Source organism: Agrobacterium sp. a22-2 (genome assembly GCF_012276985.1).
Taxonomy (GTDB): Bacteria; Pseudomonadota; Alphaproteobacteria; order Rhizobiales; family Rhizobiaceae; genus Allorhizobium.
The window spans coordinates 40,517-62,982 of the sequence record NZ_JAAXMM010000016.1 but is presented as its reverse complement, the minus strand read 5'-3'; the positions used below and the strand labels follow the sequence as shown (position 1 = coordinate 62,982).

At 56.2% G+C, this 22,466-nt stretch carries 17 protein-coding genes and 4 pseudogenes; 13 read left to right on the top strand and 8 right to left on the bottom strand.

Going from position 1 to position 22,466, the window contains the following annotated elements:
* Positions 1-485 precede the first annotated feature (485 nt).
* The 4 genes from HFC70_RS21995 to HFC70_RS21980 are packed head-to-tail and all read right to left on the bottom strand — an operon-like array spanning position 486 to position 4,957.
* The gene (locus HFC70_RS21995; protein WP_168475438.1) at positions 486-983 is read right to left on the bottom strand and encodes a DUF4334 domain-containing protein; all 498 of its coding nucleotides are present in this window, start codon (positions 981-983) and stop codon (positions 486-488) included.
* Positions 980-1,900 carry a hypothetical protein gene (locus tag HFC70_RS21990; protein ID WP_168475437.1) on the bottom strand — a complete coding sequence of 307 codons (921 nt, stop codon included), beginning with the start codon at positions 1,898-1,900 and terminating at the stop codon, positions 980-982. Before HFC70_RS21990 ends, HFC70_RS21995 begins: the two co-directional genes overlap by 4 nt.
* Positions 1,901-1,926: 26 nt before the next feature.
* On the bottom strand, positions 1,927-4,590 hold the full coding sequence (gene ligD, locus HFC70_RS21985; RefSeq protein ID WP_168475436.1) for a DNA ligase D: 2,664 nt from the start codon (positions 4,588-4,590) through the stop codon (positions 1,927-1,929).
* A gap of 58 nt (positions 4,591-4,648) precedes the next feature.
* Positions 4,649-4,957 carry a hypothetical protein gene (locus HFC70_RS21980; protein WP_168475503.1) on the bottom strand — a complete coding sequence of 103 codons (309 nt, stop codon included), beginning with the start codon at positions 4,955-4,957 and terminating at the stop codon, positions 4,649-4,651.
* Between the two features lie 216 nt (positions 4,958-5,173).
* Between HFC70_RS21980 and HFC70_RS21975 the strand changes: the two genes are divergently transcribed.
* Together HFC70_RS21975 and HFC70_RS21970 are read left to right on the top strand one after the other, a co-directional pair.
* Positions 5,174-6,061, top strand: a complete 888-nt coding sequence (locus HFC70_RS21975) for a Ku protein (RefSeq protein ID WP_168475435.1) — start codon at positions 5,174-5,176, stop codon at positions 6,059-6,061.
* A 3-nt stretch (positions 6,062-6,064) separates the two neighbouring features.
* Entirely contained in the window at positions 6,065-6,886 is an 822-nt protein-coding gene (locus tag HFC70_RS21970) for a Ku protein (RefSeq protein WP_168475434.1), read from the top strand.
* Positions 6,887-6,978: 92 nt separating this feature from the next.
* On the opposite strand, the gene HFC70_RS21965 is transcribed toward HFC70_RS21970, so the two are convergent.
* Complete coding sequence (locus tag HFC70_RS21965; RefSeq protein WP_168475502.1) at positions 6,979-7,500, bottom strand: DUF309 domain-containing protein; 522 nt, start codon at positions 7,498-7,500, stop codon at positions 6,979-6,981.
* Positions 7,501-7,999: 499 nt separating this feature from the next.
* Between HFC70_RS21965 and HFC70_RS21960 the strand changes: the two are divergent.
* Positions 8,000-8,538, top strand: a pseudogene (locus tag HFC70_RS21960) (IS3 family transposase); the annotation flags it as partial.
* A 77-nt stretch (positions 8,539-8,615) separates the two neighbouring features.
* Here HFC70_RS21960 and HFC70_RS21955 read toward each other — a convergent pair.
* Positions 8,616-8,891 (bottom strand): annotated as a pseudogene (locus HFC70_RS21955) (ATP-binding protein); the annotation flags it as partial.
* Positions 8,892-9,084: 193 nt separating this feature from the next.
* Here HFC70_RS21955 and HFC70_RS21950 point away from each other — a divergent pair.
* The 4 genes from HFC70_RS21950 to HFC70_RS21935 all read left to right on the top strand — a co-directional run bounded on the left by HFC70_RS21950 (position 9,085) and on the right by HFC70_RS21935 (position 12,390).
* Positions 9,085-10,587, top strand: a complete 1,503-nt coding sequence (locus HFC70_RS21950) for a PAS domain-containing sensor histidine kinase (RefSeq protein WP_168475433.1) — start codon at positions 9,085-9,087, stop codon at positions 10,585-10,587.
* Positions 10,588-10,589: 2 nt separating this feature from the next.
* Positions 10,590-11,225 (top strand): response regulator FixJ, encoded by a 636-nt coding sequence (gene fixJ / locus HFC70_RS21945; protein ID WP_168475501.1) that lies wholly within the window; start codon positions 10,590-10,592, stop codon positions 11,223-11,225.
* A gap of 64 nt (positions 11,226-11,289) precedes the next feature.
* Positions 11,290-11,655, top strand: a complete 366-nt coding sequence (locus HFC70_RS21940) for a hypothetical protein (protein ID WP_168475432.1) — start codon at positions 11,290-11,292, stop codon at positions 11,653-11,655.
* Between the two features lie 81 nt (positions 11,656-11,736).
* Positions 11,737-12,390 carry a helix-turn-helix domain-containing protein gene (locus HFC70_RS21935; RefSeq protein WP_168475431.1) on the top strand — a complete coding sequence of 218 codons (654 nt, stop codon included), beginning with the start codon at positions 11,737-11,739 and terminating at the stop codon, positions 12,388-12,390.
* 541 nt (positions 12,391-12,931) lie between these two features.
* Here HFC70_RS21935 and HFC70_RS21930 read toward each other — a convergent pair.
* A pseudogene (locus tag HFC70_RS21930) lies at positions 12,932-13,429 on the bottom strand (FCD domain-containing protein); the annotation flags it as partial.
* A gap of 121 nt (positions 13,430-13,550) precedes the next feature.
* Here HFC70_RS21930 and HFC70_RS21925 point away from each other — a divergent pair.
* A pseudogene (locus HFC70_RS21925) lies at positions 13,551-14,765 on the top strand (IS66 family transposase); the annotation flags it as partial.
* Between the two features lie 156 nt (positions 14,766-14,921).
* The gene (locus HFC70_RS21920; protein ID WP_168475430.1) at positions 14,922-15,803 is read left to right on the top strand and encodes a GyrI-like domain-containing protein; all 882 of its coding nucleotides are present in this window, start codon (positions 14,922-14,924) and stop codon (positions 15,801-15,803) included.
* A 411-nt stretch (positions 15,804-16,214) separates the two neighbouring features.
* On the opposite strand, the gene HFC70_RS21915 is transcribed toward HFC70_RS21920, so the two are convergent.
* Complete coding sequence (locus tag HFC70_RS21915; protein WP_168475429.1) at positions 16,215-17,339, bottom strand: FAD-binding oxidoreductase; 1,125 nt, start codon at positions 17,337-17,339, stop codon at positions 16,215-16,217.
* Positions 17,340-17,792: 453 nt separating this feature from the next.
* On the opposite strand from HFC70_RS21915, the gene ectB reads away from it, so the two are divergent.
* The 4 genes from ectB to HFC70_RS21895 are packed head-to-tail and all read left to right on the top strand — an operon-like array spanning position 17,793 to position 22,460.
* Entirely contained in the window at positions 17,793-19,064 is a 1,272-nt protein-coding gene (gene ectB / locus HFC70_RS21910) for a diaminobutyrate--2-oxoglutarate transaminase (protein WP_168475428.1), read from the top strand.
* A gap of 32 nt (positions 19,065-19,096) precedes the next feature.
* Positions 19,097-20,473 carry a SidA/IucD/PvdA family monooxygenase gene (locus tag HFC70_RS21905; protein ID WP_168475427.1) on the top strand — a complete coding sequence of 459 codons (1,377 nt, stop codon included), beginning with the start codon at positions 19,097-19,099 and terminating at the stop codon, positions 20,471-20,473.
* Between the two features lie 17 nt (positions 20,474-20,490).
* Positions 20,491-20,913 (top strand): cupin domain-containing protein, encoded by a 423-nt coding sequence (locus tag HFC70_RS21900; RefSeq protein ID WP_168475426.1) that lies wholly within the window; start codon positions 20,491-20,493, stop codon positions 20,911-20,913.
* A 17-nt stretch (positions 20,914-20,930) separates the two neighbouring features.
* On the top strand, positions 20,931-22,460 hold the full coding sequence (locus HFC70_RS21895) for a class I tRNA ligase family protein (protein WP_168475425.1): 1,530 nt from the start codon (positions 20,931-20,933) through the stop codon (positions 22,458-22,460).
* The last annotated feature ends 6 nt before the right edge of the window (positions 22,461-22,466 follow it).

The window sequence follows — 22,466 nt, the reverse complement described above, 5'->3', positions numbered from 1 at the left end:
AGAGCACGAAGCCTGTCAATCCCGGGCCAAACTCGACACGTCGAATTGCGTGGCAAGCGGACGGTCGGCAGTCACTCGCAATTTCCAGAAGAGCCAAGAGGGCGGCGGTTCTCGCCGCCCTACAACGCTAGCCAATCAAGCGCAGGTGGGCATTTTCGAAAGCGTAGCCATCATCATCGCGGGGACGGCGTGAGAGCTCCTGAAATCCGAGCCCAATGTAGAATGCCATTGCCTGTTGATTGTCGGTGTAAACTCAAGCTCCAACTCACCTTTGAGACTGAGGGCATGAGCCGCAGATCATCAGCAAGCAGGGCCGCGCTCCGGCGTCCGTGCCGTACTAACCGGTTTTTGTCGCTTTTGCTGAACGGAACGATCTGCTCGCGCCCGAAATCCGCAGTTGGATAGCCCCAAGCAGCAAGCGCAATAACGAACCCGCATGTGCGATGAGCAGTGTGGCTTAAGCAGGCCGGTCCTTCCGAATAGGTTCACATCTCTTCAACGCGCTGGAGTTCGAAAAAATAGACGCGGTCGTCGCCTTCTATCACCATAGCTCCCATGACGCGATTATCGTCGACCTTGCGGAAATGATCGATGATGGGCTGGGTATCATAGGCCATCGCAGCACTTGTCACCCCGTGAAACTGCATGGCTTTCAACGACGCAACCGGGCCCTTGGCTCTCAGCCTGCGCAGCAGATAGGAAAAGAGGTTGCTTGCGGCTCGGGTCCTTCCGAGCTTGTGGAAACGAAGTGCAAGACGGAGCGGGATCCAGGCCGGATCGATGGCAACCAGTCGGTTTTCCCCTCCACGGAACAACAGCGCATCGACACGCATCTGAGCCGAGAACCGTTTGCCAAACCAGCCAAGGTTCTCGAGCACTCCGTCCAGAGGGTGGCCGGACGGCATACCCCGGCCAGTCCAAAGTCCAATCATCTCACGGGGCTCCGCAGGCGGAAGCCCCTGAAATCTCTCCATCTCGTTCATCGCCTATTCCCGCTCAACGGGGTCTCCAATCGACCCTGATCTTCCTGCCGTCGCTGCTGCGCGCGCCGTTTCGATCTGGCTTTCTGCCGCGCAGGCCGCAGTTCGTCCAGATCCGGCAACCACCAGCCGCGAGCAATCTCCCGCTCGCCGGGCGGCGTGCGAGCAGGCCAGGTCGTGACCAATTCCTCAAGGGAGCCTGGCCGCCAAGCCGCCCAAACGTATTCCCCGCTTGAGGGCGGGTGAAAATAGAACGTGGTCGCAATGTCCGGATCCGCCAGCTCGCCATGCGTATCGGTGAAGATAACGACGCCTGCATGCGTACCGATCGCACGATCAAATGGGGGCACGTCATCGATGGGAACTGGATACCGTTTCAGGCGGCGCTCGCGTGCCATCCCCTTTGCGGCGACCTCCTCCTCGGTGCCTTTCAACGCCTCACGCCGCGCCTTTCGCACGTCGGGCTCGTTACGCTCGGCCGCCTCTTGGATCGCTAGCCATCGCTGGCGTAAATCATCCAGTGACCGGTAAGGGACTGTCCACAGGCGGCGATCCTGATCCCAGCGCGCCAATGGGATTTCCCGGATTTCGGTCACGACCGTGCGTGAATAGGGCGTCCGGAGTTGCAAACCGGACGCGGCAGCTTCCAAATAACGGCTTTCGATCGGATCAAACGCGAAAGCATCCATGCCCTTTTCCTCGGCAAAGGCATCGGCTTCTGCTTCCATCTGAGCGAGCCAGCGTCCAATGCGCTTGCCGGCAGTGCGCCCAGGCACAAACCAGGCGTTCGGCCTATCGCTCCATCGGGCGCGGGGAAACGACTGGCGAAACCGTTGTACCGTGATGCGATCATGAGGTAGGTCCGTCGTTGCGCCGACGGGTGTCTCAGCCTCTACATTGCTGGTCGATTCTTGTTCCATCGCTCCATTGCTTGCGACCCACTGGCTCAAACCGCCGTCTTTCGGGTTTTGGCCAGCCGCTTGATCGCCTGTTCCAGAGGCCTCTGCCCATCACAGTAATCCTGCCAGGCGGTGCTCTTCTTCAACAGCTCGGGCACGGTGCGGATCGTGAACCGTTTGGGATCGAGATCTGTTTTCACCTGGCTCCAATTGAGCGGCATCGAGACTGTTGCTCCGGGACGTGCGCGCGGTGACAATGGCGCAACCGCCGTGGCCATGCGATCGTTGCGCAAATAGTCGAGGAAGATGCGGCCCTCGCGCTGGTTCTTGGCCATCTTGATCAGGTAGAGATCAGGATAGTCGCGCACCATATCTTGGCAAACATCATGGGCAAAGCCTTTCGCCTCATCCCACTTGAGTTTCTTGCCCTTCGGCACAGCCAAGGGCGTGACAACATGCAGGCCCTTGCCGCCGGTCGTCTTGCAAAAGCTGACAAGCCCCAGGTCTTCGAGGCGGTCACGGATTTCTCGTGCAGCCTTGACGACAGTGGAGAATTCAACATCCGGACCAGGATCAAGGTCGAAAACCAGTCGCCCCGGTACTTCCGGTTGGTTGGGTTCGCAGTTCCACGGATGAAGTTCGACGCCGCCAATCTGAGCAATCGCACCCAGTCCCTCGACACGATCTATCTGCAGATAGGGCTTCTTGTCGCCGAAGACGGTTACGAGCTCCAGAAGGTTCGACGTCCCCGGCATGGCATGACGCTGGAAGAACTGCTCACCACCAATTCCATCAGGGGTGCGAATGATCGAGCAAGGTCGCCCCTTGATATGGTCGATCAGCCAAGGCCCAACCGCTTCGTGATAGTGCGCCAGGTCGAGCTTAGTGACCGGCTCGTTGTCGCCGGCATCCGGCCAAAGTGGCTTGTCCGGACTGGAGATCATCACGCCCATGACTTCCGCCTTCGCACCCTTGCGGAAACGCTTGGGTGGCGGCTTGGCGGTCTCCGGATCGGGCACCTCGTTTGCGATCGGAGAGGCGGGCGTCACTGCTTCCACCTCCTCGGCCGGCTTATCTTCTCGAAGGCCCTTGAATGCCGCCTGGCGAACCTGGCCATCACCCGTCCAGCCGGCAAATTCAATCTCGGCGACGAGTTGCGGTTTCAGCCAGACGATGTCGGATGATTTCTTCGGCGCATCGATGCCTGTGAACGGTGATTTTGAGGCCTCCATTTCCTTCAGCTTCGGCAAGAGCGTCTCGACGACCTTTGCGCCATAGCCTGTGCCGACGCGGCCAACATAGACGAAGTGGTTGCCGCGATTAACGCCGACCAGCAGTGATCGGAACTTTCCATTGGTCGTGGCATAGGCGCCGATGACCACTTCATGGCCTGCGCGGCATTTCGATTTCGCCCAGGTCTCCGTGCGCCCGGACCGGTAGGGAGCGTCCGCCTGTTTCGAGATGATACCTTCCAGAGACAGGCGGCAGGCAGACTTCAGCACCGCATCGCCGCCCGTCTCGAAATGCTCAACGAAGCGGAGCCTGGGATCGTCGCCAGCGTCGGACAAGAGTGCAGCGAGCCTGTCCTTTCGCTCGGTTAGCGGCAATTCGCGCAGCTCCTCGTCGCCGACGAACAGAAGATCAAAGGCGAAAAAGATCATGTCGTCCGTCTTGCCCTCCGACAGCGAAGCCTGCAAGGCGGCAAAATCGGGAGCGCCGTTTTCATCGAGGGCACAAATCTCACCATCGATAATGCAGTCGGGAAGCTTGGACGCCGACGCAGCAATGGCGGGCCATTTTGCGGTCCAATCCAGGCCCTTGCGGGTCTTCAGGGTAACCTCACCGTTCTCGACCCGCATCTGAATGCGATAGCCATCGAACTTGATTTCATGGATCCAGCCATTTGCAGATGGCGGACGCGCCAAGGTCTCGCAAAGCTGCGGCGCGATAAAGTACGGCATCAAAGATTTCGTGCGTTTGGCGGCCGCGAGCTTCTTCGCTGACTTGGTGACTGTCTTTGACCCGGCCTTGCGCTCTTCGGCGGCAAGACCGTGATCGCTGTCCCACACGGCATCCGCTTCAACCGCGCCGCCTTGCAGCATGAACGGTTTTGGCTTCTTGCCTTCGCCGGAAGCAATGGCCTCCATCGTCCGGCCGGATGCCACCGATGTATCGTTCTCCTCAAGCACGGCTGCGCCGTTCTCCTCGACAGAATAGTCGTCATGATGCTTGATCAGCAGCCAATTGGTGCGTTTGCCGCCATCGCGATCATGCCGCATGCGGACGAGCACGAAACTGCCATGTAGGCGATCACCCTCAAGCGTGAACTTGAAATCACCCTTGGCGAGCGCCTCTTCCGGCGTATTCTTTCCTTCCGGCTCCCAGTAGCCCCGATCCCACAGCATAATCGTCCCGCCGCCGTACTGGCCTTTGGGGATGGTGCCTTCGAAGTCGCCGTAGTCGAGAGGATGATCTTCCACTTCAACCGCGAGGCGCTTATCGCCAGGATCGAGCGATGGACCTCTCGTCACGGCCCAAGACTTGAACACTCCGTCCAGCTCCAGCCGAAGATCGTAGTGCAGTCGCGTCGCGTCATGCTTCTGGATCACAAATCGACGACGGTTGGACGCGCTGACCCGCGACTCTCCACTGGGCTCGGCGGTCTTTTTGAAATCGCGCTTGTCGCGGTACGTCGAAAGATTATCGGCCATGGTTTATAATCCTAACGCAAGAGAAACGGGGCCGAATTCAAGGCGCCCCCGTAAACTGCTATTTGCCCGACACGCGGATCGCTCCGGCATCTCCGAAGCTTCGTAGGACGGCGGCGGCCTGATCGGCAGCGATATCCGCAGAGACTTCGATCTCGCCTTCAAATGCCCCATCGTGGCGAGCGCCGTCTTCACGCGAGGCATCGCCGCCGGACGGCCTGGAGCCGGCGGTTTTTTCACCACTCGCCGACTGGATGATAACGTCGGGCCTGGAAATACCGTGTTGCTGAACAAGATGTTCGACGGCGAGGTCAGCTGCCGCACGTATTTCGAACGTTGCTCGTATTGTCGTTGTGCTGTCGTCTGCCATGTCAACTTGTCCTTTTTGTTCCATCACCTGTTCAAACGCTGCTGGCGCCCCAGTGGTTTCACTTCCATCCTGTTCGGCGACACGTATTTCGGGACATTGCGTCGAAACTGCCACATTGACCCTTCACCCTGAATGACATGATCCAGTCCAACGAAAGCGACGGAACCAAGTAGGCGGCGTTTTAGTTTCCTCTGCCATGGACTCGGAGGGACGGAAATGGCAGCACATCGCGCTCAGTGGAAAGGTCACCTGAAGATTGGTGAAATCAGTTCTGCCGTTGGCCTCTACACGGCAACCTCGACATCCGAGCGGATCAGCTTCCATATGATCAACGAGAGCACCGGAAACCGCTTGAAACGCGAGTTCATAGACAGTGAGTCCGAGGAGGTCGTGAAACGCGACCAACAGGTGAAGGGCTTCGAGACCGGCAACGGCGATTACATCATGATCGACCCTGAAGAGGTCGCGGCGGTCGTTCCCGACTCTGACAAGATGCTGGAAGCCGAGGCTTTCATCCCATGCGGCAAGATCGATGACGTCTATTTCGACAAGCCTTACTACCTGGTACCGGTCGACGATGTCGATCAGGACGCTTTCACCAGCATCCGGGATGCCCTGAGCAAGACCAGGGCCGCGGCAATAGCTCGCACTGTGCTCTTCCGCCGAATGCGAACTGTCCTGATCCGGGCACATGGCAAAGGCATGATCGCGACGACCCTCAACTATGATTATGAAGTCCGGCCTTCCGAGGAAGTATTCAAAGACGTGGCGAAGATAAAGGTCGAAGCCGCGATGCTCGATCTGGCGAAACACATCATCACCACGAAGAAGGGCGAGTTTGACCCAGCGAAATTCGACGATCGCTACGAGGATGCCCTCGCTGCGCTGGTGAAGGCGAAGGCGGAGGGCAAGACCCTTCCGAAGCCGAAGCCCATCAAGGTTTCCAAGCCGAACGACCTGCTCAAGGCGCTGCGTGAGAGCGCTGGCATGGATAAGCCGTCCGCAAGCAAGCCGAAGGCCGCCAATGCCAACTCGGGCAAGAAGGTCACGGCTTCCAAGTCCACCAAGAGCCGGGCAAAACCCGCAAGCAAGAAAGCGAGCTGATCGATGGCACCGCGTCGCCCATATTGGAGAGGCTACCTCAAGCTCTCGCTCGTCACCTGCCCTGTGGCAATGACCTCGGCCACATCTGAGTCCGAAAAAGTCCGCTTCCATACACTCAACAAGGATACCGGAAACCGGGTAGTCTCCCAGTACGTGGATCGCGTGACCGGCAAGCCTGTGAAAGATGAGCATGAAGCAAAGGGCTACGAGCGCGGCGAGAACGATTATGTGCTCCTGACCGACGAGGATCTGGAATCCGTCGAGCTGGAGACGGTCCGCACAATTGACATCGAAAAATTCGTGCCGCGTGGCAGCATCGAGTGGGTTTATCTCGAAACCCCGTACTACCTCACGGCAAACGACAAAATCGGCGACGAAGCTTTCGCAGTCATTCGGCAAGCCATGGAGGCCGAGGACGTCGTTGGCATCTCCCGTGTCGTGCTGGGTCGCCGTGAACGAGCGGTTGTGCTCGAACCGAGAGGCGAAGGCATCGTCGTGTGGACCCTTCGCTTCGGAGATGAAGTGCGGCCGGAGAGCGAGTATTTTACCCGCATAGACAAAAAGTCGGACGCCAAAAACGTGTCAGCGATTGAAGCTGCCATCAAGAAACGGCTGAAGGACTGGTCTCCGGAGATGGTGTCCGATCCGATACAGGAGAGCTTGCTGAAGCTCATTGCCGATAAGAAGAAAGCCAAGAAGCCGTCGAAGGCCAAGACTTCGAAATTCACGAAGGATGATGACGAGGAAAAGAGCAACGTCGTAAACATCATGGACGCATTGAAGAAGTCGGTTGTGAAGGAGCTGAAATCCCGCAAAGCTGGATGATCTTATGGCCTTTGGCCGTGCCACGATCACGACCGCAGCGACAAAGTGGCTGCCGTTTAGCGCCGAAATTCTCGATGAGCCATCCGCAAAATCTACGCGTCTCCCAGAACGAAGTCGAAGACCGGTTCAGGCTGTCCCTGAGTCGTCATGGGCGATGCCGGCATGGCCTCAGCTGTCGCTTCGGCGAGATCAGCAAGTAATCCAGGGGATATGCCTAGGGCGCTTGAGAAATGGTCATGCGGCGCCGTTATCAAATCTCGCAACAGCGCGCCGGCGCGTCTAGCGTGACGCATCGCTGGAGTCCGTTTACCTTCCCGGATCTTCACCCCGGTTGCGCATAGCAAGATCAATCCCTTTAGAAAGGCGCGCAGCGGGCTTCCTCTGTTTGCAATCTGCCAAATTCCTTCCCACGCCTCGTGGGCTTCCCAATAGTACCCGTGATTAAAGAGATCCTGGCCCCACTCGAACTCCTCAGAGTCGAGAGACGCGATAACCAAAACCGGCTGAACACGGTAGCTGTGTCCTCCAGGATCACGGACCGGATGTGGACCCTTGCCCGGCAAGTAGGCGTAGCGGGGGAATGATCTATCCGGAAGTAATCGAGGACGTCCCATCGCCCCAAAAATCCCTGTTGTGAAACACCAAATCAGCATGCTCTTAACTCGCCCGATGGACAACCCATCCTCCCCGCTAACGGGCTTCGGAGCTATACGAATAAGCGCCTTGAGCGGATTCGAACCGCGGCCCCCCCGTTTCTAAAAAAATATCAAAGAAAATTCCGAGCCTTCACCTTCAGTGTATCGATGCGCAGATCGCATATGAAAAAGAATACATCGCTGCGGCACCGTCTACTGAAGTGGAGCTTCTCCACATCATAACAATCAAGCGGCGCTGATTGATGCTCGCTGCAATGTTCACCTTTCATCACTCGCATCCAGCAATTCAAACAGGCCGCGCCTCAACCGTGGTATCGAAAAATCCATGAAGCTGCGCATTTTTACCGGCATTTGGCCACGCGCCGCATGCACCACACTCACCGGCGCATTTGTTCCGCTTCGGCCTCGATGTTTTGAATAGCGTGTAAGGCTATGCCCTAAGAGGACTGGCGTGAGCAGTCCGGCGCCCGAGAACATCGCGACTTCCATGCGAAAGCGCCGAACGTGAAGTGGCTGACAGACATCACCGAGTTCCAGATCCCAGCCGGGAAGGTCTACCTTTCGCCTATCATCCACCGCTTTGACGGTATGGTCATCAGTTGGTCGATTGGAACGCAACCCGATGCGGGGCTGGTCAACACCATGCTGGATGCAGCCATTGTGACCGTGACCGAAGTGGAGGAACGGCCAATCGTCCATTCCGATCGCGGAGCTCATTATCGCTGGCCAGGCTGGCTAACCCGGATCAGCGAAGCGAAACTGGTTCGCTCGATGTCCCGAAAGGGTTGCTCGCAAGACAACGCCGCGTGCGAAGGCTTCTTCGGCCGGTTGAAAACCGAACTCTTCTATCCCCGGGACTGGAAGGCCATGACAATCGAACAGTTCGTCGGCGAGGTGGATGCCTATATCCGCTGGTACAATGAGAAGCGCATCAAGATATCGCTGGGATCGCTCAGCCCGGTCGAATATCGTAAAAGCCTCGGCCTGATCATATAAAGCTGTCCAACTTTTTATCCGCACCCCCGCTTTTTCCACCGAGAAGTGAGCCATCACCTCTAAGTATGGTTTTCTGATCAGGGTTTGATCAAGGGATTGGCCTTTTCTCCTCTCTTCTGTGCTGCGGCAGCTGAGCTAGCCTTGAAGCGGAAGCTGTCGTTCCCTGTTTCCAGGATATGGCAACGATGGGTCAGGCGGTCCAGCAGAGCCGTGGTCATCTTGGCATCGCCGAAGACGGTGGCCCATTCGCTGAAGCTGAGGTTGGTGGTAATCACGACGCTGGTTCGCTCGTAGAGCTTGCTCAGCAGGTGGAAGAGTAGTGCTCCTCCTGAGGCGCTGAACGGCAGGTAGCCGCTTCGACAAAGTGGTTGGAACTCGTTTTTGACAGTTCATTACCCTGAGTGGACAATGCCGCGGAAAGTTCAGACAAATCGAACCAGCTCTGTTCCTCGCACGCGTCTGATCCTTGCGTGACACGGCCTCTTCACACGTGATAGTGGATATCGGGCAACCGATCAGGGCACAGAGGAAGCATGGTAACACGCGATGACGTCGAACGATGAGAACGGTTTTGCCCGGACTTTGTCGGATTTCCTGCAAAGGAACTGGCCGCCGACACACGGCTACGCTTTCGCCGTGTCGGCAGTCCTGATCGCTTTCCTGCTGCGCTACTTCCTTATGGGTGTGCTGGACGACCGGGCCATCTACATACTTTTCGTTCCATCGATCCTGCTCGCCGCGCTTACTGGGGGCTTTGGTCCGGGCTCGCTCGCGGTCGTCCTTTCGATTTTTTCGGCCATCTACCTCAGGTCGCTTACGCCGGGTGGCGTACAGGTTCCGGAACTGCTCGTTTTCCTGTTCGTGGGAGTGTCGATCGCCGCAATGGGCGAATTGCTGCGCGAGTCCCGCAAGAAGATCGCCGCAGCCGCACTCGCCCTAGATACCAGAGACGCGCATCTCAAATCGATCCTCGACACCGTTCTTGACGCCACCATTGTCAGCGACCACGAAGGAACAATCGTTAGCTTTAACGCCGCTGCGGAAAGACAGTTCGGCTATTCCGAAAACGAGGTCGTGGGCCAAAATCTGAGGATGCTGATGCCGCAACCCTATCGTCATGAACACGATGGTTACCTCCATCGATATCTGACCACTGGGGAAAAGCGGATCATCGGTGTCGACCGGGTCGTTGTGGGCCAACGCAAGGACGGCTCCACCTTCCCAATGAAACTGGCAGTCGGCGAGATGCTGACGGCGGGCAGACGCTTCTTCACGGGGTTCGTTCGCGATCTCACCGAGCGGGAGGAATCCGCGGCGCGGCTCCAGGAAATCCAGACCGAACTCGCTCGTCTCGCGAGATTGAACGAGATGGGTGAAATGGCGTCCACCCTCGCCCACGAACTAAACCAGCCGCTCTCAGCGATTGCTAACTACGTTCATGGCGGGGCACGTCTTCTGCAGGACTGGGAGGGCGAAAAAGCCGAGCGGCTCCGCGGGGCACTGAAGGAGGCGGGCGAACAGAGCTTGCGAGCTGGCCAGATCATCAAGCATCTCCGCGAATTTGTCACCAAGGGCGAGACGGATAAATCTCCGCAGATTATCCGCGAGATCGTTGAAGAAGCGGCAGCACTCGCCTTAGTGGGATCACGGGAAAAAGGTGTACGGGCCATCTTCAACTTCCCCAGCTGCGTTGACCACGTTATGGTTGACCGCATCCAAATACAGCAGGTGCTGACGAACCTGCTGCGCAACGGCATCGAGGCCATGAAGGATTCGCCCGTGCGCGAGTTGCGGGTCAGTATCAGGCGCTCCAGCGCGGACGAGGTGACGGTGGTGGTCGAGGACTCGGGGACGGGCATCTCCGAGGAAATCGCCGACCAGCTCTTTAAGCCGTTCATAACGACGAAACCAGGGGGGATGGGCGTCGGTCTTTCTATTTCGAAACGCATTGTGCAGGCCCACGGCGGCGAGATGACAGTGTCCCAAAGCGCGTTGGGAGGAGCCAGTTTCGGGTTCACGCTGCCAGCATACGACAGGGATGACGAATGACGATCAACGACTTCACTGTGCACATTGTTGATGACGAGGATGCGGTTCGGAAATCGCTGGCCTTCATGTTAACCATGAACGGGTTCGGGGTTCGGATTCATGAATCCGCGGCGGCCTTCCTGGCCATCGCACGTAGCCTGAGCCAGGCTATCCTCGTGACGGACCTCCGGATGCCCGACATGAGCGGAGTGGAGCTGATCCGTAAGCTCGCGGCGGGCGGCATCTCAATTCCCTCCATCTTGATCACGGGACACGGCGACGTTCCGATGGCAGTCGAGGCGATGAAAGCCGGAGCGATCGATTTTATAGAGAAGCCGTTCGATGAGACTGTAATGGTGGATGCGATCCGAAACGCGTCGGAGCGGCTGGGCAGCACGGCTTCCAGAAGCGAGAAAGCCGAGGAGATCAAGAGTCGCCTTGAAACGCTCAGCGACCGCGAGCGCCAGGTGCTCGAGCAGGTCGTGATCGGCCAGCCCAACAAGTCGATCGCATTCAGTCTAGACATTAGTCCGCGCACTGTGGAAGTGCACAGGGCGAACGTCATGGCCAAGATGAAGGCACGTAGTCTTCCCGAACTGGTGCGGATGTCGCTCGCCGTTGGCTTCGCCAATCCTGAAAAAAACTCACGCGGAGTTTGATCCTGGACAAGGCCGCGTATCCGGTTCGTGCGCTTAGATGGTTCCACGCAATCCTGCGTAGCCCATGCCAATGGTCATCCAATTGCCGCAGATACCCACCATCGTCGCGATCGCAAAAGATTCGGCCCTACTCCGTTCGCTGGCGTTCGCGCTCGAAGCGCACGGATATCGCGTCAAGCCGTTCCGCTCCTGGCAGTCGGCCAAGGACAGCACGGGCGGCGCGTTCTGCGTCGTCCTGGACAGCAACCTCCCCGCCTCAGATAAGATCGCATGGCTCGCCGACAGGGAACCGGGGGTTGGCACAATCCTTCTGGCCGAAGACGATCTGGACCTCGTGGGCCGTGATCCGGGCGTAATCGTCTTGAACAAGCCGCTCGCGGGGCCCGATGTCCTGACTGCGCTCGCTTTGCTGAGGGCCCGCGCTACGTAAGAACCCTTAGTGGTAGAACCTAATTTCGACTCTGCGGGCATTCGTGCATGTTACCCCCATAGACAACACGGGGACACCGCCATGCGCGCTTCATCTTCCATTGCTCCCAGTAACTTCCGGGCTCCTCGCGCACTGCTCGCCAAGACGTTCACGCGCCCGCGGCCTGTGGCGATGCTCACGCCGGACACCGAAATCTATGCTCAGGGGGAAGCGTCGGGAGTGCTTTACCGCATCGAATTCGGCGCGGTAAAAATCTATCGCCTTATGGCTGACGGCCGCAGGCAAGTGATCGCCTTCCACTTCGCGGGCGAGACATTTGGTTTTGAGTGCGGACAAGTGCGCAGCTTCTTTGCTGAATGCATTGTGGCGACCGGACTGACGACCGTCGACATGGACGATGACGGCCGGTTTCCTGCCGACCTTATGGAGCTCGCCCTCAAGGAGATGGTTCGCGCTCAGGAGCATCTGCTGGTGGTTGGCAAGCAATCCGCCATCGAGAAGCTCTCGGTATTCCTCGTCGATCTTGTAGAACGCCAGGGAGGATTAGACAGCGTCGATATCCCAATGACTCGTACCGACATCGGTGACTATCTCGGCATGACGATCGAAACAGTTTCGAGGAGCTTATCGAGGCTGAAGTCGGAGGGAATTTTGCGCCTTCGGTCGAACCGATCGATCGAAATTCTCAGCCCGAACAGACTTTCCCGCCTCGCCAGCAAACCTTGGATATCCTAGCTTTTAAATATGATGCCGCCGGACTTTCCGGATCTGATTCGATTTTCAATACGGCAACCGACTTTTTTGTCCTCGATGACCGCTAGGATGTCCGCATCGATGATTAGCTCGGCCGTCAGATTGACGTCCATTTTCTCACCGGCGAGACAGAGTGAAGATCTGTCTGAACACGGGCGCTGGATCCTCCGCAAGTAAATTGCATGACAAAATCAACGCTATATCAAGGACCGAACAGTTTGGTCCGACCCGGCGCGCCAACATGGGAGGGCGTGATGAGAAGACGACTTCTAGCTGTTGCTGCCGCCGCGCTTCTGCCAGCTCGGGTACTTCTCGGCTATGGCGAATTTGCCAATCGGCAGCATCGATATGCCGAGGTCCATTCGCAGGTGGCTCAAACGGCGCGTCTCGTCTCTTCGGAGACACAACACATTCTGGAAGGAGCGCGTAGTCTTCTCGTCGCCGCGTCTGCATTGTCAACACTTCCAGTCTATCCGTGCTGTTTGGGTGGGCACGACCAAGCGTCCAACCCTATATTGGCAATTCACACTTTTTCGATGGCCGTCTTTCCCGGCAAAGCGCGAATTTCGACCGGGACGTCCGCCTTCATGTCGTCAGGAACGACATACAATTCCATATTCTCACGCGACAATTCCCAATGCTTGAACACTAGGTCAACCACAGCGTCCTCGTCATGAGATTTGATGGACGAGATGAAGCCGTCATGGTGCTCGATCGCCAGTTGGAGGCGCTGTCGCATGTCGTCATTTCTCGGTTGGAAGAACGTCTGTCCTATCCGGGCATGGTCGACGAGAAGCCGTCTCAAGCTGGGCTGTAAGTAAACGTTGCCGGACATGTCGCCCATGATGGCATGGAACCTGTTGTTCTCCAGAACCATTTCCAACGGGTCGGCATTATTGCTGGCAGCGCGAAATCTCTCCTGCGTGTCGCTCAACTCCGACAGCTGCTTGGGCTTGAAATTCTGGACCGCCAATCGTCCGATGGCCGCATAGATCATCGGCGCGACGAGGAAGAAGTGCCGTTGTTAGTTTTCGCGTCAGTTTGAGCCATTTTTCCATCGCGCAATGATCCACTCCGGCCGACTAAAGTTGTTTGCGGACAATTCACACTACATCGGATCTGGTGGACTAACGCGAAATGAAAAAGCGGGTCAAATTCTGCTGAAACTCAACACCCTGGAGGTTATCCCGCGTCAGTGGAAGGTCATCCAGACTGTGCGGGAGAAGTTCTCCTGCCGCGAATGCGCGAAGATCACCCAACCGCCAGCACCCTTCCATGTGACGCCGCGCGGCTTTGCCGGTCCGAACCTTCTGGCTATGATCCTGTTCGAGAAGTTCGCCCAGCATCAGCCGCTGAACCGTCAGAGCGAGCGCTATGCCCGCGAGGGGATCGACCTCAGCCTGTCGACGCTTGCCGATCAGGTCAGCGCGTGCGCCGCGGCCCTGAAGCCAATCCATTCGTTGATCGAGGCCCATGTCCTGGCCGCCGAGCGACTGCATGGCGACGACACGACCGTGCCGATCCTGGCGAAGGGAAAGACCGATACGGGCCGCATCTGGACCTATGTCCGGGATGACCGGCCGTTTGGCGGGCTGTCACCGCCTGCGGCTTTGTTCTACGCATCGCGAGACCGGCGACAGGAGCATCCCGAACGCCACCTGAAGACCTTCTCCGGCATTCTGCAGGCGGATGCCTATGGCGGCTACAATCCGCTGTTCAAGGTAGATCGCGATCCCGCGCCTCTGCGCCAAGCACTCTGCTGGGCACATTCACGCCGCAAGTTCTTCGTGCTGGCCGACATCGCCGCGAACGCCAAACGTGGCAGCAAAGCTGCGCCGATCTCGCCAATGGCATTGGAGGCCGTCAAACGGATCGATGCCCTGTTCGATATCGAACGGGAGATCAACGGTCTTGCCGCCGAGCAGCGTCTGGAGCGCCGCCGCAAAGACAGCCAGCCACTCGCCGAAGAGCTGCATGATTGGCTCCAAACCGAGCGGGCAAAATTGTCGCGCAGTTCTCCCGTCGCCGAGGCGATAGATTACATGCTCAAGCGATGGGATGGCTTTACGTCATTCCTCGATGACGGCCGGATTTGCCTGACGAACAATGCTGCCGAACGAGCGCTCAGAGGCTTTGCACTCGGCAGGAAGTCATGGCTGTTTGCCGGATCGGATCGTGGTGCTGAACGTGCGGCGTTCATGGCGACACTGATCATGAGCGCCAAGCTCAATGACATCGACCCGCAGGCCTGGCTCGCCGACGTCCTCGCCAACATTGCGGACACGCCGATCAGCAGGCTGGAGCAATTGCTACCGTGGAACTGGATACCGAAGACGCTGAACGCTCAGGCGGCATAATCTGCGCTCCACAGTGGATGCCGACACCCCCTGCCGGATGGCTACCTCATAGGCCGACGCTATTGCTGAGCAGCCAAGCCTGATAATCCGCAAGATCGGTCGAGCGCACAGCACTTGTGCGGGGCTATTTGGTCCTGCCACGGCAAGGACAGGATAATGACGACGACGCTTCGAAACTACCATGCCCGGATGCAACGGGTCCTAGATCACATTGATCAGCATCTCGACCGCAATCTGGACCTGGACGAGTTGAGCTGCGTGGCCGCCTTCTCCAAGTTTCATTTCCATCGGCAGTTCGCGGCGGCCTTTGGGCTGTCTGTGCATCGCTATATCCAACTCGTCCGCATGAAGCGGGCATCCTACAGGCTGGCCTACAGGGACGTAGACAGCGTGACCGAGATAGCGATGGATGCCGGCTACGAAGCTCCTGACGCCTTTGCCCGCGCATTTCGGCAACGGTTCAGCCAGTCGCCTTCGCAGTTCAGGAAATCTCCCGATTGGGAACCGTGGCTTGCCGCCCTCGGGCCTCTCAACCAAGCAAGGAGTAAGCTTATGCAAAGGACATTTGCAGCAAATGACATCGAAATCCGCGAGGTGTCTCCGACCCCTGTCGCGATCATGAAACACCGAGGTGATCCGGCAAGGATCGGCGACACGATCAAACGTTTCATAGCATGGCGCAAAGCCACCGGCCTGAATCCGAAGACCAGTTTGACTTTCAACATCTTCCATTCCGATCCGCGGGTGACGTCTCCGGACGAGTATCGACTGGACCTTTGTGTCAGCACTGATCAGCCGATCAAGACGAATGGAGAGCATATCGAGGCGGGCATGATCCCCGGCGGCCGTTGCGCCGTGCTGAAAGTCGTCGGCAATACTGATGATCTGGAGCCTGCCGCGCTTTACCTCTATCGCGATTGGCTGCCGGCCAGTGGCGAGGAAGCGAGGGATTTCCCCCTGTATTGCCAGCGTCTCACATTCTTTCCCGAAGCACCTGAACATGCGGCGGTGGCAGAGCTCTTCCTGCCGCTGAAATAGCGAACCTCTGTGGCGGCTTGTCCGTTTCTGTCCACGGCGGCGGACAAGCAGCTTTCAACCCGAAACTCCCGATCCGGCTAAACAGCGCGTTCGCTAAACGTGGGCATTCCATCAGGCGAAACCGTAGCGGCCTTCACCGGATAGTTACGCCACCACCTAACTCGCGAGCTCTGTAACGCCCATGGCGTGAAGAGGCGTCCCTGCCGGGACCGAGGCTGGTCCATTCCGTTAAGACCGTTGCACCACGAGTTCGCTCGGAGCGGGCGAAACATACATTGGAAGGATCGTCCCGCGAAGCACCATAATGCGGCGACCCATGTCGACCGCGTAGACGACCATGCTCTCGGCAAACAGCCTCTCACACCTAAAAAGGCGCTTGCAAATCTCGCTATTAGACGACGGTCTTACGCATCACCTCGCGTTGTCTTGCGTAATTATCGATGCGGCATGCCTGCCTATTTCATCTGAGCCTTTGGCTGCCGACCCGGAACAACCCGTAAAGCCCCATGTATTATTGATTAATCCTGATCCTAGGTAAGGGCGTCCACTAACAGTTTGGGACACTGCGCAAGGTTTCGTCCATGCCGGTGTAAGCTGGAAGGCAGGAAACACTATTCTAAGCGCGTTCTGATGAAATTCGCTTACGACAGGTCTGCCTGCACTGCGGAACCAATCAGCTACGTCGCTTGAGCTTTGAAGTTCGTAGTCGTTGGGGTCACCTCCGATCTTGAGGTAATATTTGTTATTCGGATGCAAGGTGGGGGGCACGATATAGACATCAAACCCCTTAGCTTGAAATATCACTGGGTGGCGGAGCCGGAAACGATCCAATGAGGACTGTGAGACCTCAAAAAATGTCATGGTGCGACCCAAAGTTTTGGCCGGGGGCATGATATGAGAGAATGCTGAGTATAGGCCAGTGCAAGATACTACCTTCCTGAAGCGAAATTTCCCAACGCTTGTGACGACCTCGACGCCACCAGCGCCAAACTCGATCTCTGTGGCGATAGCGTCAATAAACGTAGCGCCATAGCGTTTGGCGAGAAGCTGTTGAGCTTCCAACAATCGTCGAGGGTTCAATATTCCGGCCAATTTTGTCTCAATGCGTGCTTCCAAACTATGCACTGTTTCATGGGCCACGCCGTCGAGCAGGTGCCGTATTTCACCTTCATCTAAGGCGCGATGTTCGGTTCGATTTTTTCGGGCGATTGTATCCATCCTATCAAAGCTTCGTGGAGTGTCCCTTATGATCAGGCAATCTGCTTTTGTGGCGAATGAGATACCGCTTTCTGCTTCGATGAGGGAATATCTCTCCACCGAAGCCCTAGCCCAGTTTGCCCACTGACCATCGTCATCAAGCGTCCGGTAGATGCGCGTTTGATCATCATGGCTGTTAAACAGTGTCGAATAACTGTGTGACGGCTGAATTTGCGGGCCTACAGCAGCCACGCTTGCACCACCGTTGGCAAGATATTTCGCCGCAGCGGACCCAATCAAACCACATCCAATTACGCCGTACTCGAATGATTTTGCCATGATTTTATCCTGCGTAAACGGGAGTAAACTGTCATCTGCTCAGTCTTGTTCCAAAAGTTCTGAGACAATTTTTCAGACATAAGATTTTACCCGTAGTCATAAAAAATTATTTTCCGACGTCTTGTCACGTTAGAAAAGCGTGACGGATTAGGCAGTTATCGTGATCGTCGTAACACTGTTTTTTGAGCAATTGCACACGGACAGCGACTATTTTCTGCGCGCGCCGGTTGACATGAATTCAACTCTGCCTAGTATTTCTCGCATCAGCGATACTAAGTCGTTTTCCGCCGGATGCGGAATATCGCTGTTTCAAAGTCTTTAAACAGGATCGCTCTCCGACCTCGTAAGGTTAGAGACAAGAGGCATTTTGCCTATGCAAGCGACTGATAAAGCATGCAAAAACTGTCCGTCACGCGAGAAATGTAACGCATTGGATTAGGTGGGAGAGTCTCTATGCACGAGGTTGGAGATTACGAGTCCGAAGTCAGGTCATACTCTAGAAGCTACCCTTTTGTGCTTCAGCAGGCACAAGGCGCGGTTGTATGCACCGAAGATGGTGTGCCCTATATCGATTTTCTTTCTGGATGCGGTTCGTTGAATTACGGACATAACGAGCCAGCGATAAAGCAGGCGGCGACGGATTACCTGCTGAGCGATGGCGTCCAGATGACGCTTGATATTCAATCTGTGGCTCGTCGGACTTTCATCGAGGTTTTCCAATCGGTGATCCTCCGTCCACGTGGTCTCAATTACAAAATGCAGTTCCCCGGACCGACTGGCTCGAACGCTGTCGAGGCTGCTGTTAAACTGGCGCGGAAGGCAACCGGCCGAACGAATGTCGTTGCCTTCACAAATGCCTTTCATGGCTGCTCTCTCGGTTCCCTCGCCTTGACAGGAAGTGATCACCACAGGGGCGCGAGCGAAGCTCTGCTAACCCATGTCTTTCGCCACCCATTTGATGGGTACTACGGTCCAGGGGTTGATACTGCTGCTCAACTCCGGCGGCTTCTTTCTGATCCAAGCAGTGGTCTGTCGAAGCCGGCAGCTATCATTTTCGAAACCGTGCAGGGAGAGGGTGGGCTGAACGTCGCTTCAGTCGACTGGGCTAAATCCATCGCTCAGATAGCCCGGGACAATGACATTCTTCTTATTGTGGATGATATCCAAGCTGGTTGCGGTCGGACGGGTACGTTCTTTTCATTTGAAAGCCTGGGCGTGGTGCCCGATATCGTTACCGTTTCGAAGTCGTTGTCTGGCTTTGGTCTACCTTTATCACTGGTTCTTCTCCGCCCGAACCTTGATGTATGGCAACCCGGCGAGCACAACGGGACATTTCGAGGCACAAGCCTGTCCTTTGTTACTGCGACCGCTGCTATCGAAAAGTACTGGTCGACCGGAACACTGTCACGCGAGGTTTTCGCGAAGGGACAGCGTGCGCTAAAGGTCTTGGGCCCGATTGCCGACCAATATGCACTGAGGATCAAAGGAAAAGGCCTGCTCATTGGCATTGACACGCTTTCCACTGACGTCGCAGCTAACGTGAAAGATATTGCCTTCAAGCGCAATTTGATCATCGAATGCTGCGGGCCAAATGACGAGATCGTTAAGCTGTTGCCGCCACTTAATATCGATGACGATACCTTGGAGAAGGGTTTGGTGACCCTCGTAAATGTCCTTGAAGACGTCCTCAGCGAGCAGCCTATTCCGCTCGCGCGGTTCGCCTAACTCCCCAACACCAAAAATCTGAGGGTTTACCGATGCGAGTCAACGGAGTGAAAAGCATATCGCCTGAAGAAATCTATGATTGTATTGGAATCGGCTTCGGGCCATCTAACATTGCATTGGCGATCGCTTTGCAAGAACAGAACTCTCTAGCCAGAGTTCGGTTTTTGGAAGGACGTTCTGAAACAGACTGGCAGCCGGACATGCTTCTGCCCGGTTCAGATATTCAGCACAACCCCCTCAGGGATTTCGTTACTCCGAGAAACCCTCGCAGTCCGTTCGGCTTTCTGAGTTATCTACATGACCAAGGCCGATTGCTCGATTTTCTTCGTTTAGAGGCCCCTTTCCCCCCGAGGCGCGAGTATGCATCCTACGTGAAGTGGGTTGCGGCCAAGTTCTCTCACGCGGTCGACTACAATGCGAGCGTGACAGGGATCGATCTGATCGACGGCCCTCTCCGCAAGCCGGTGTACATTATTCGATGCGGCTCCGGGAAAATCTACATGGCGAACACGATCAGCTTTGGGGTCGGCAGATCCCAAAATATCCCGGTGCAGTACCAGCCCTACATCAGCGCACGTGTGATTCATTCGGACAACTACCTCAGCACAGTTAAGAACTGGGCTCGTGATCGTTCAATCGGCCGGATAGCGGTCGTCGGTGCATCGCAAAGCGCCGTGGAGATTATCCTAGATCTCCACAGCCGCCTTCCTGAAGTTGCTATTGCCTGTGTTTCAAGGGGGTTCGGGTTCAAACTGAAAGACGTAAGCCCGTTTACTGAGAAGATATATAGCCCGGAATTCATAGACTATTTTTATTCGGCATCTGAGCACTCGCAATCGGAGATGACGCGCGAACTGTGGCGGAGCAACTATGGTGCTGCGGATCATGACGTGATCGCGAGCCTCGACTTCCTGCTCTACGAGCAGAAGGTCGCGGGGACAAATCGGGTCCTGCTGTTTGACAACCAGATCACAGAGTCCGTCGAACCACTGAAAGGATCTGGGTTCGAACTTAAACTACATGATCGACATAGCGAAGAGCCCCGCGTTCTTCAGGTTGACACAATAATTCTCGCTACCGGTTACCGCAATTTTGGAAGCTCTCCAGATCAGGAGCGTTACCATCCTCTCCTAAGGTCGCTCGCCCCGAGATTTCAGTATCGAAGTGATGGAGGTTTGGCGATCTCGCGGGATTTCCGTGTTCTTAATGAGGAACGTTATGGGGAACTGCCGCCTCTTTTCGTCAATGGATTATGCGAGTCAACCCACGGCTTTGGCGACGCCGGCTCGTTCAGCTTGTTAGCGACCAGATCCGAGCTGATTGCCAGCTCTATCGGAGAGCATCTTTGCCATAACCAGTTTGCAATTACGCCAGAAGCCCGCCTGCCTCGTCTTGCGGCAGGCGAATAGCGACCGGGGAAGTAGCCATGGATAATGTGATGAAAAGTGTCACGCACGAGTTTCGCTGGAGCGATGTCTTGCGCAAGGGTTCAAACGCAGAGTTCACTTTTGAGTACAACTGCGACCTAAGACGGCTTTTGCCTTGGAGCGGTGTCGTGGACACCAAACGCTCCATCACCGAGTTTGGCGTCATTTGGGTGAAAGTGCAGCCAGGCACGGCCGTGGACGAGCATTTCCACGATGAAGAGGAAGCCTTTCTGGTGACCACGGGAACTGCAACCTTGCATCTGGAGGGGCAGCAGACCGTCCTTTCACAGGGAGATGTTGTCTACATCCCTCGCAATTGGCGTCACCAGCTCGTCAACGACGGCACTGCGGATTTCACATTCATCGACATCTATTGGGACATGGGTGGCAGCGGAAACCCTCATGCCTCAGGGCATGCCTAAACGTAGGAGGATACGCTATGCAAAGGGAAGCAGCCGAAAATCTGATCGTAACTCTGCCGCCCCCAACACCGAACGGGGGATTGCACCTAGGCCATTTAGCGGGCCCGTTTCTCGCCGGCGATGTGTTCGCAAAGGCCGCCTCGGTTAAACCGTTCGTCCTTTGTTACAGCGATACAAATCAGTCGTACGTTCGCGTCACTGCCGAGCAGCAAGGCCAAGAGCCCCGCGAGTTGGCACATCAATGGACTGTGGACATCATCGAGACGCTGGCGACCTTCGGTTGTGAGACCGATATGTATTTTGAACCGAACCCCGAGAGCAATGGCTTTGTTAGAGACCTGTTCGTTGGCCTCTACGACATTGGGCTTCTTGTCAAAAAGCCTTTTCCGTTCTTCTTTTCACCGAGCAGAAATGCATTTCTCGACGAGGCCGGGGTGTCCGGCTACTGCCCTACTTGCTCAGCCAGCTGCAAATGCGGGATCTGTGAAGCCTGCGGCCATGCAAACTCTGCCGCTACATTGCTTGATCCGAAAGATACGGTCCATCCTTCGGAGCCAATAGAGCTCCGAGAGGTTGAGGTCTTGGTGCTGGAACCGGAGCGTTTCCGTGCTGAGATCACCGAATTCTATACTGAGGACCGACCGTTCAGGTTTCACTACCGCTGGCTTGTTGAAGATGTGTTGAAAGAGCCCCTGCCGGATTTTCCGGTATCAGTCCCCGGCAATTGGGGGATCAGCGTCGACCATTCGGATTTCCCGAGCCAAGTCATCAATGCTTGGCCGGAAATAATGGCCGATTTCGTCTACGGGTATGAGAAAAAATTTGGGGGACCAGAGGCTGGCGCAAAATGCTCGGTGGTCAATTTTTTTGGCTACGACAATTCGTATTTCTACGCGATCGTACATGTCGCGCTTTTGATAGCTCTTGGGCGTAAAAACTGGCTGCCAGATGCGACCCTCATCAACGAATTTTATCATCTCGATCAGTCGAAATTCTCAACAAGTCAAAATCACGTGCTGTGGGCACGTGATATGGCTGCCAAATACGATCCTGACATGTTGCGGTTCTATGCCGCTTATAGTTGCCCAGGATTTGAGACGGGCAATTTCAACGAAGCGGAACTGGTGCACGTTGTCAGCACGAAACTCAGTGATGTCTGGTCCAGAACCGCCAAAGCCTTCAATGATTCCCAACTTCACAAAAGCTCTGACGGCGTCTCAGACAACGCCGTAGCCCTCGCCCGTCGCGTTCGAGAACGGATTTTCAAAAGTTACTCACTTGACCGATTTCATTTGCGACAGGCCACCTACGATATCGTCTGGGCCCTCAAGTTTATCGAAGCCAAGATTACTGAGCCATCGGGGTTCGCAAAGCCCGACGGCGCTGCGCGTGAACTCCTACGGTCGTGGGCTGAAGCCGCCTACCCCATCATGCCTCGGGCCGCTACGAATATTCTCAAGGTTCTGAACTCCAGGAAACCGCTCCCAATCAACCTCTTCGTTGACGGAGTTTCCTCTCGGATGAAGCCACACATCGCGGCCGAGTAAGGCAGG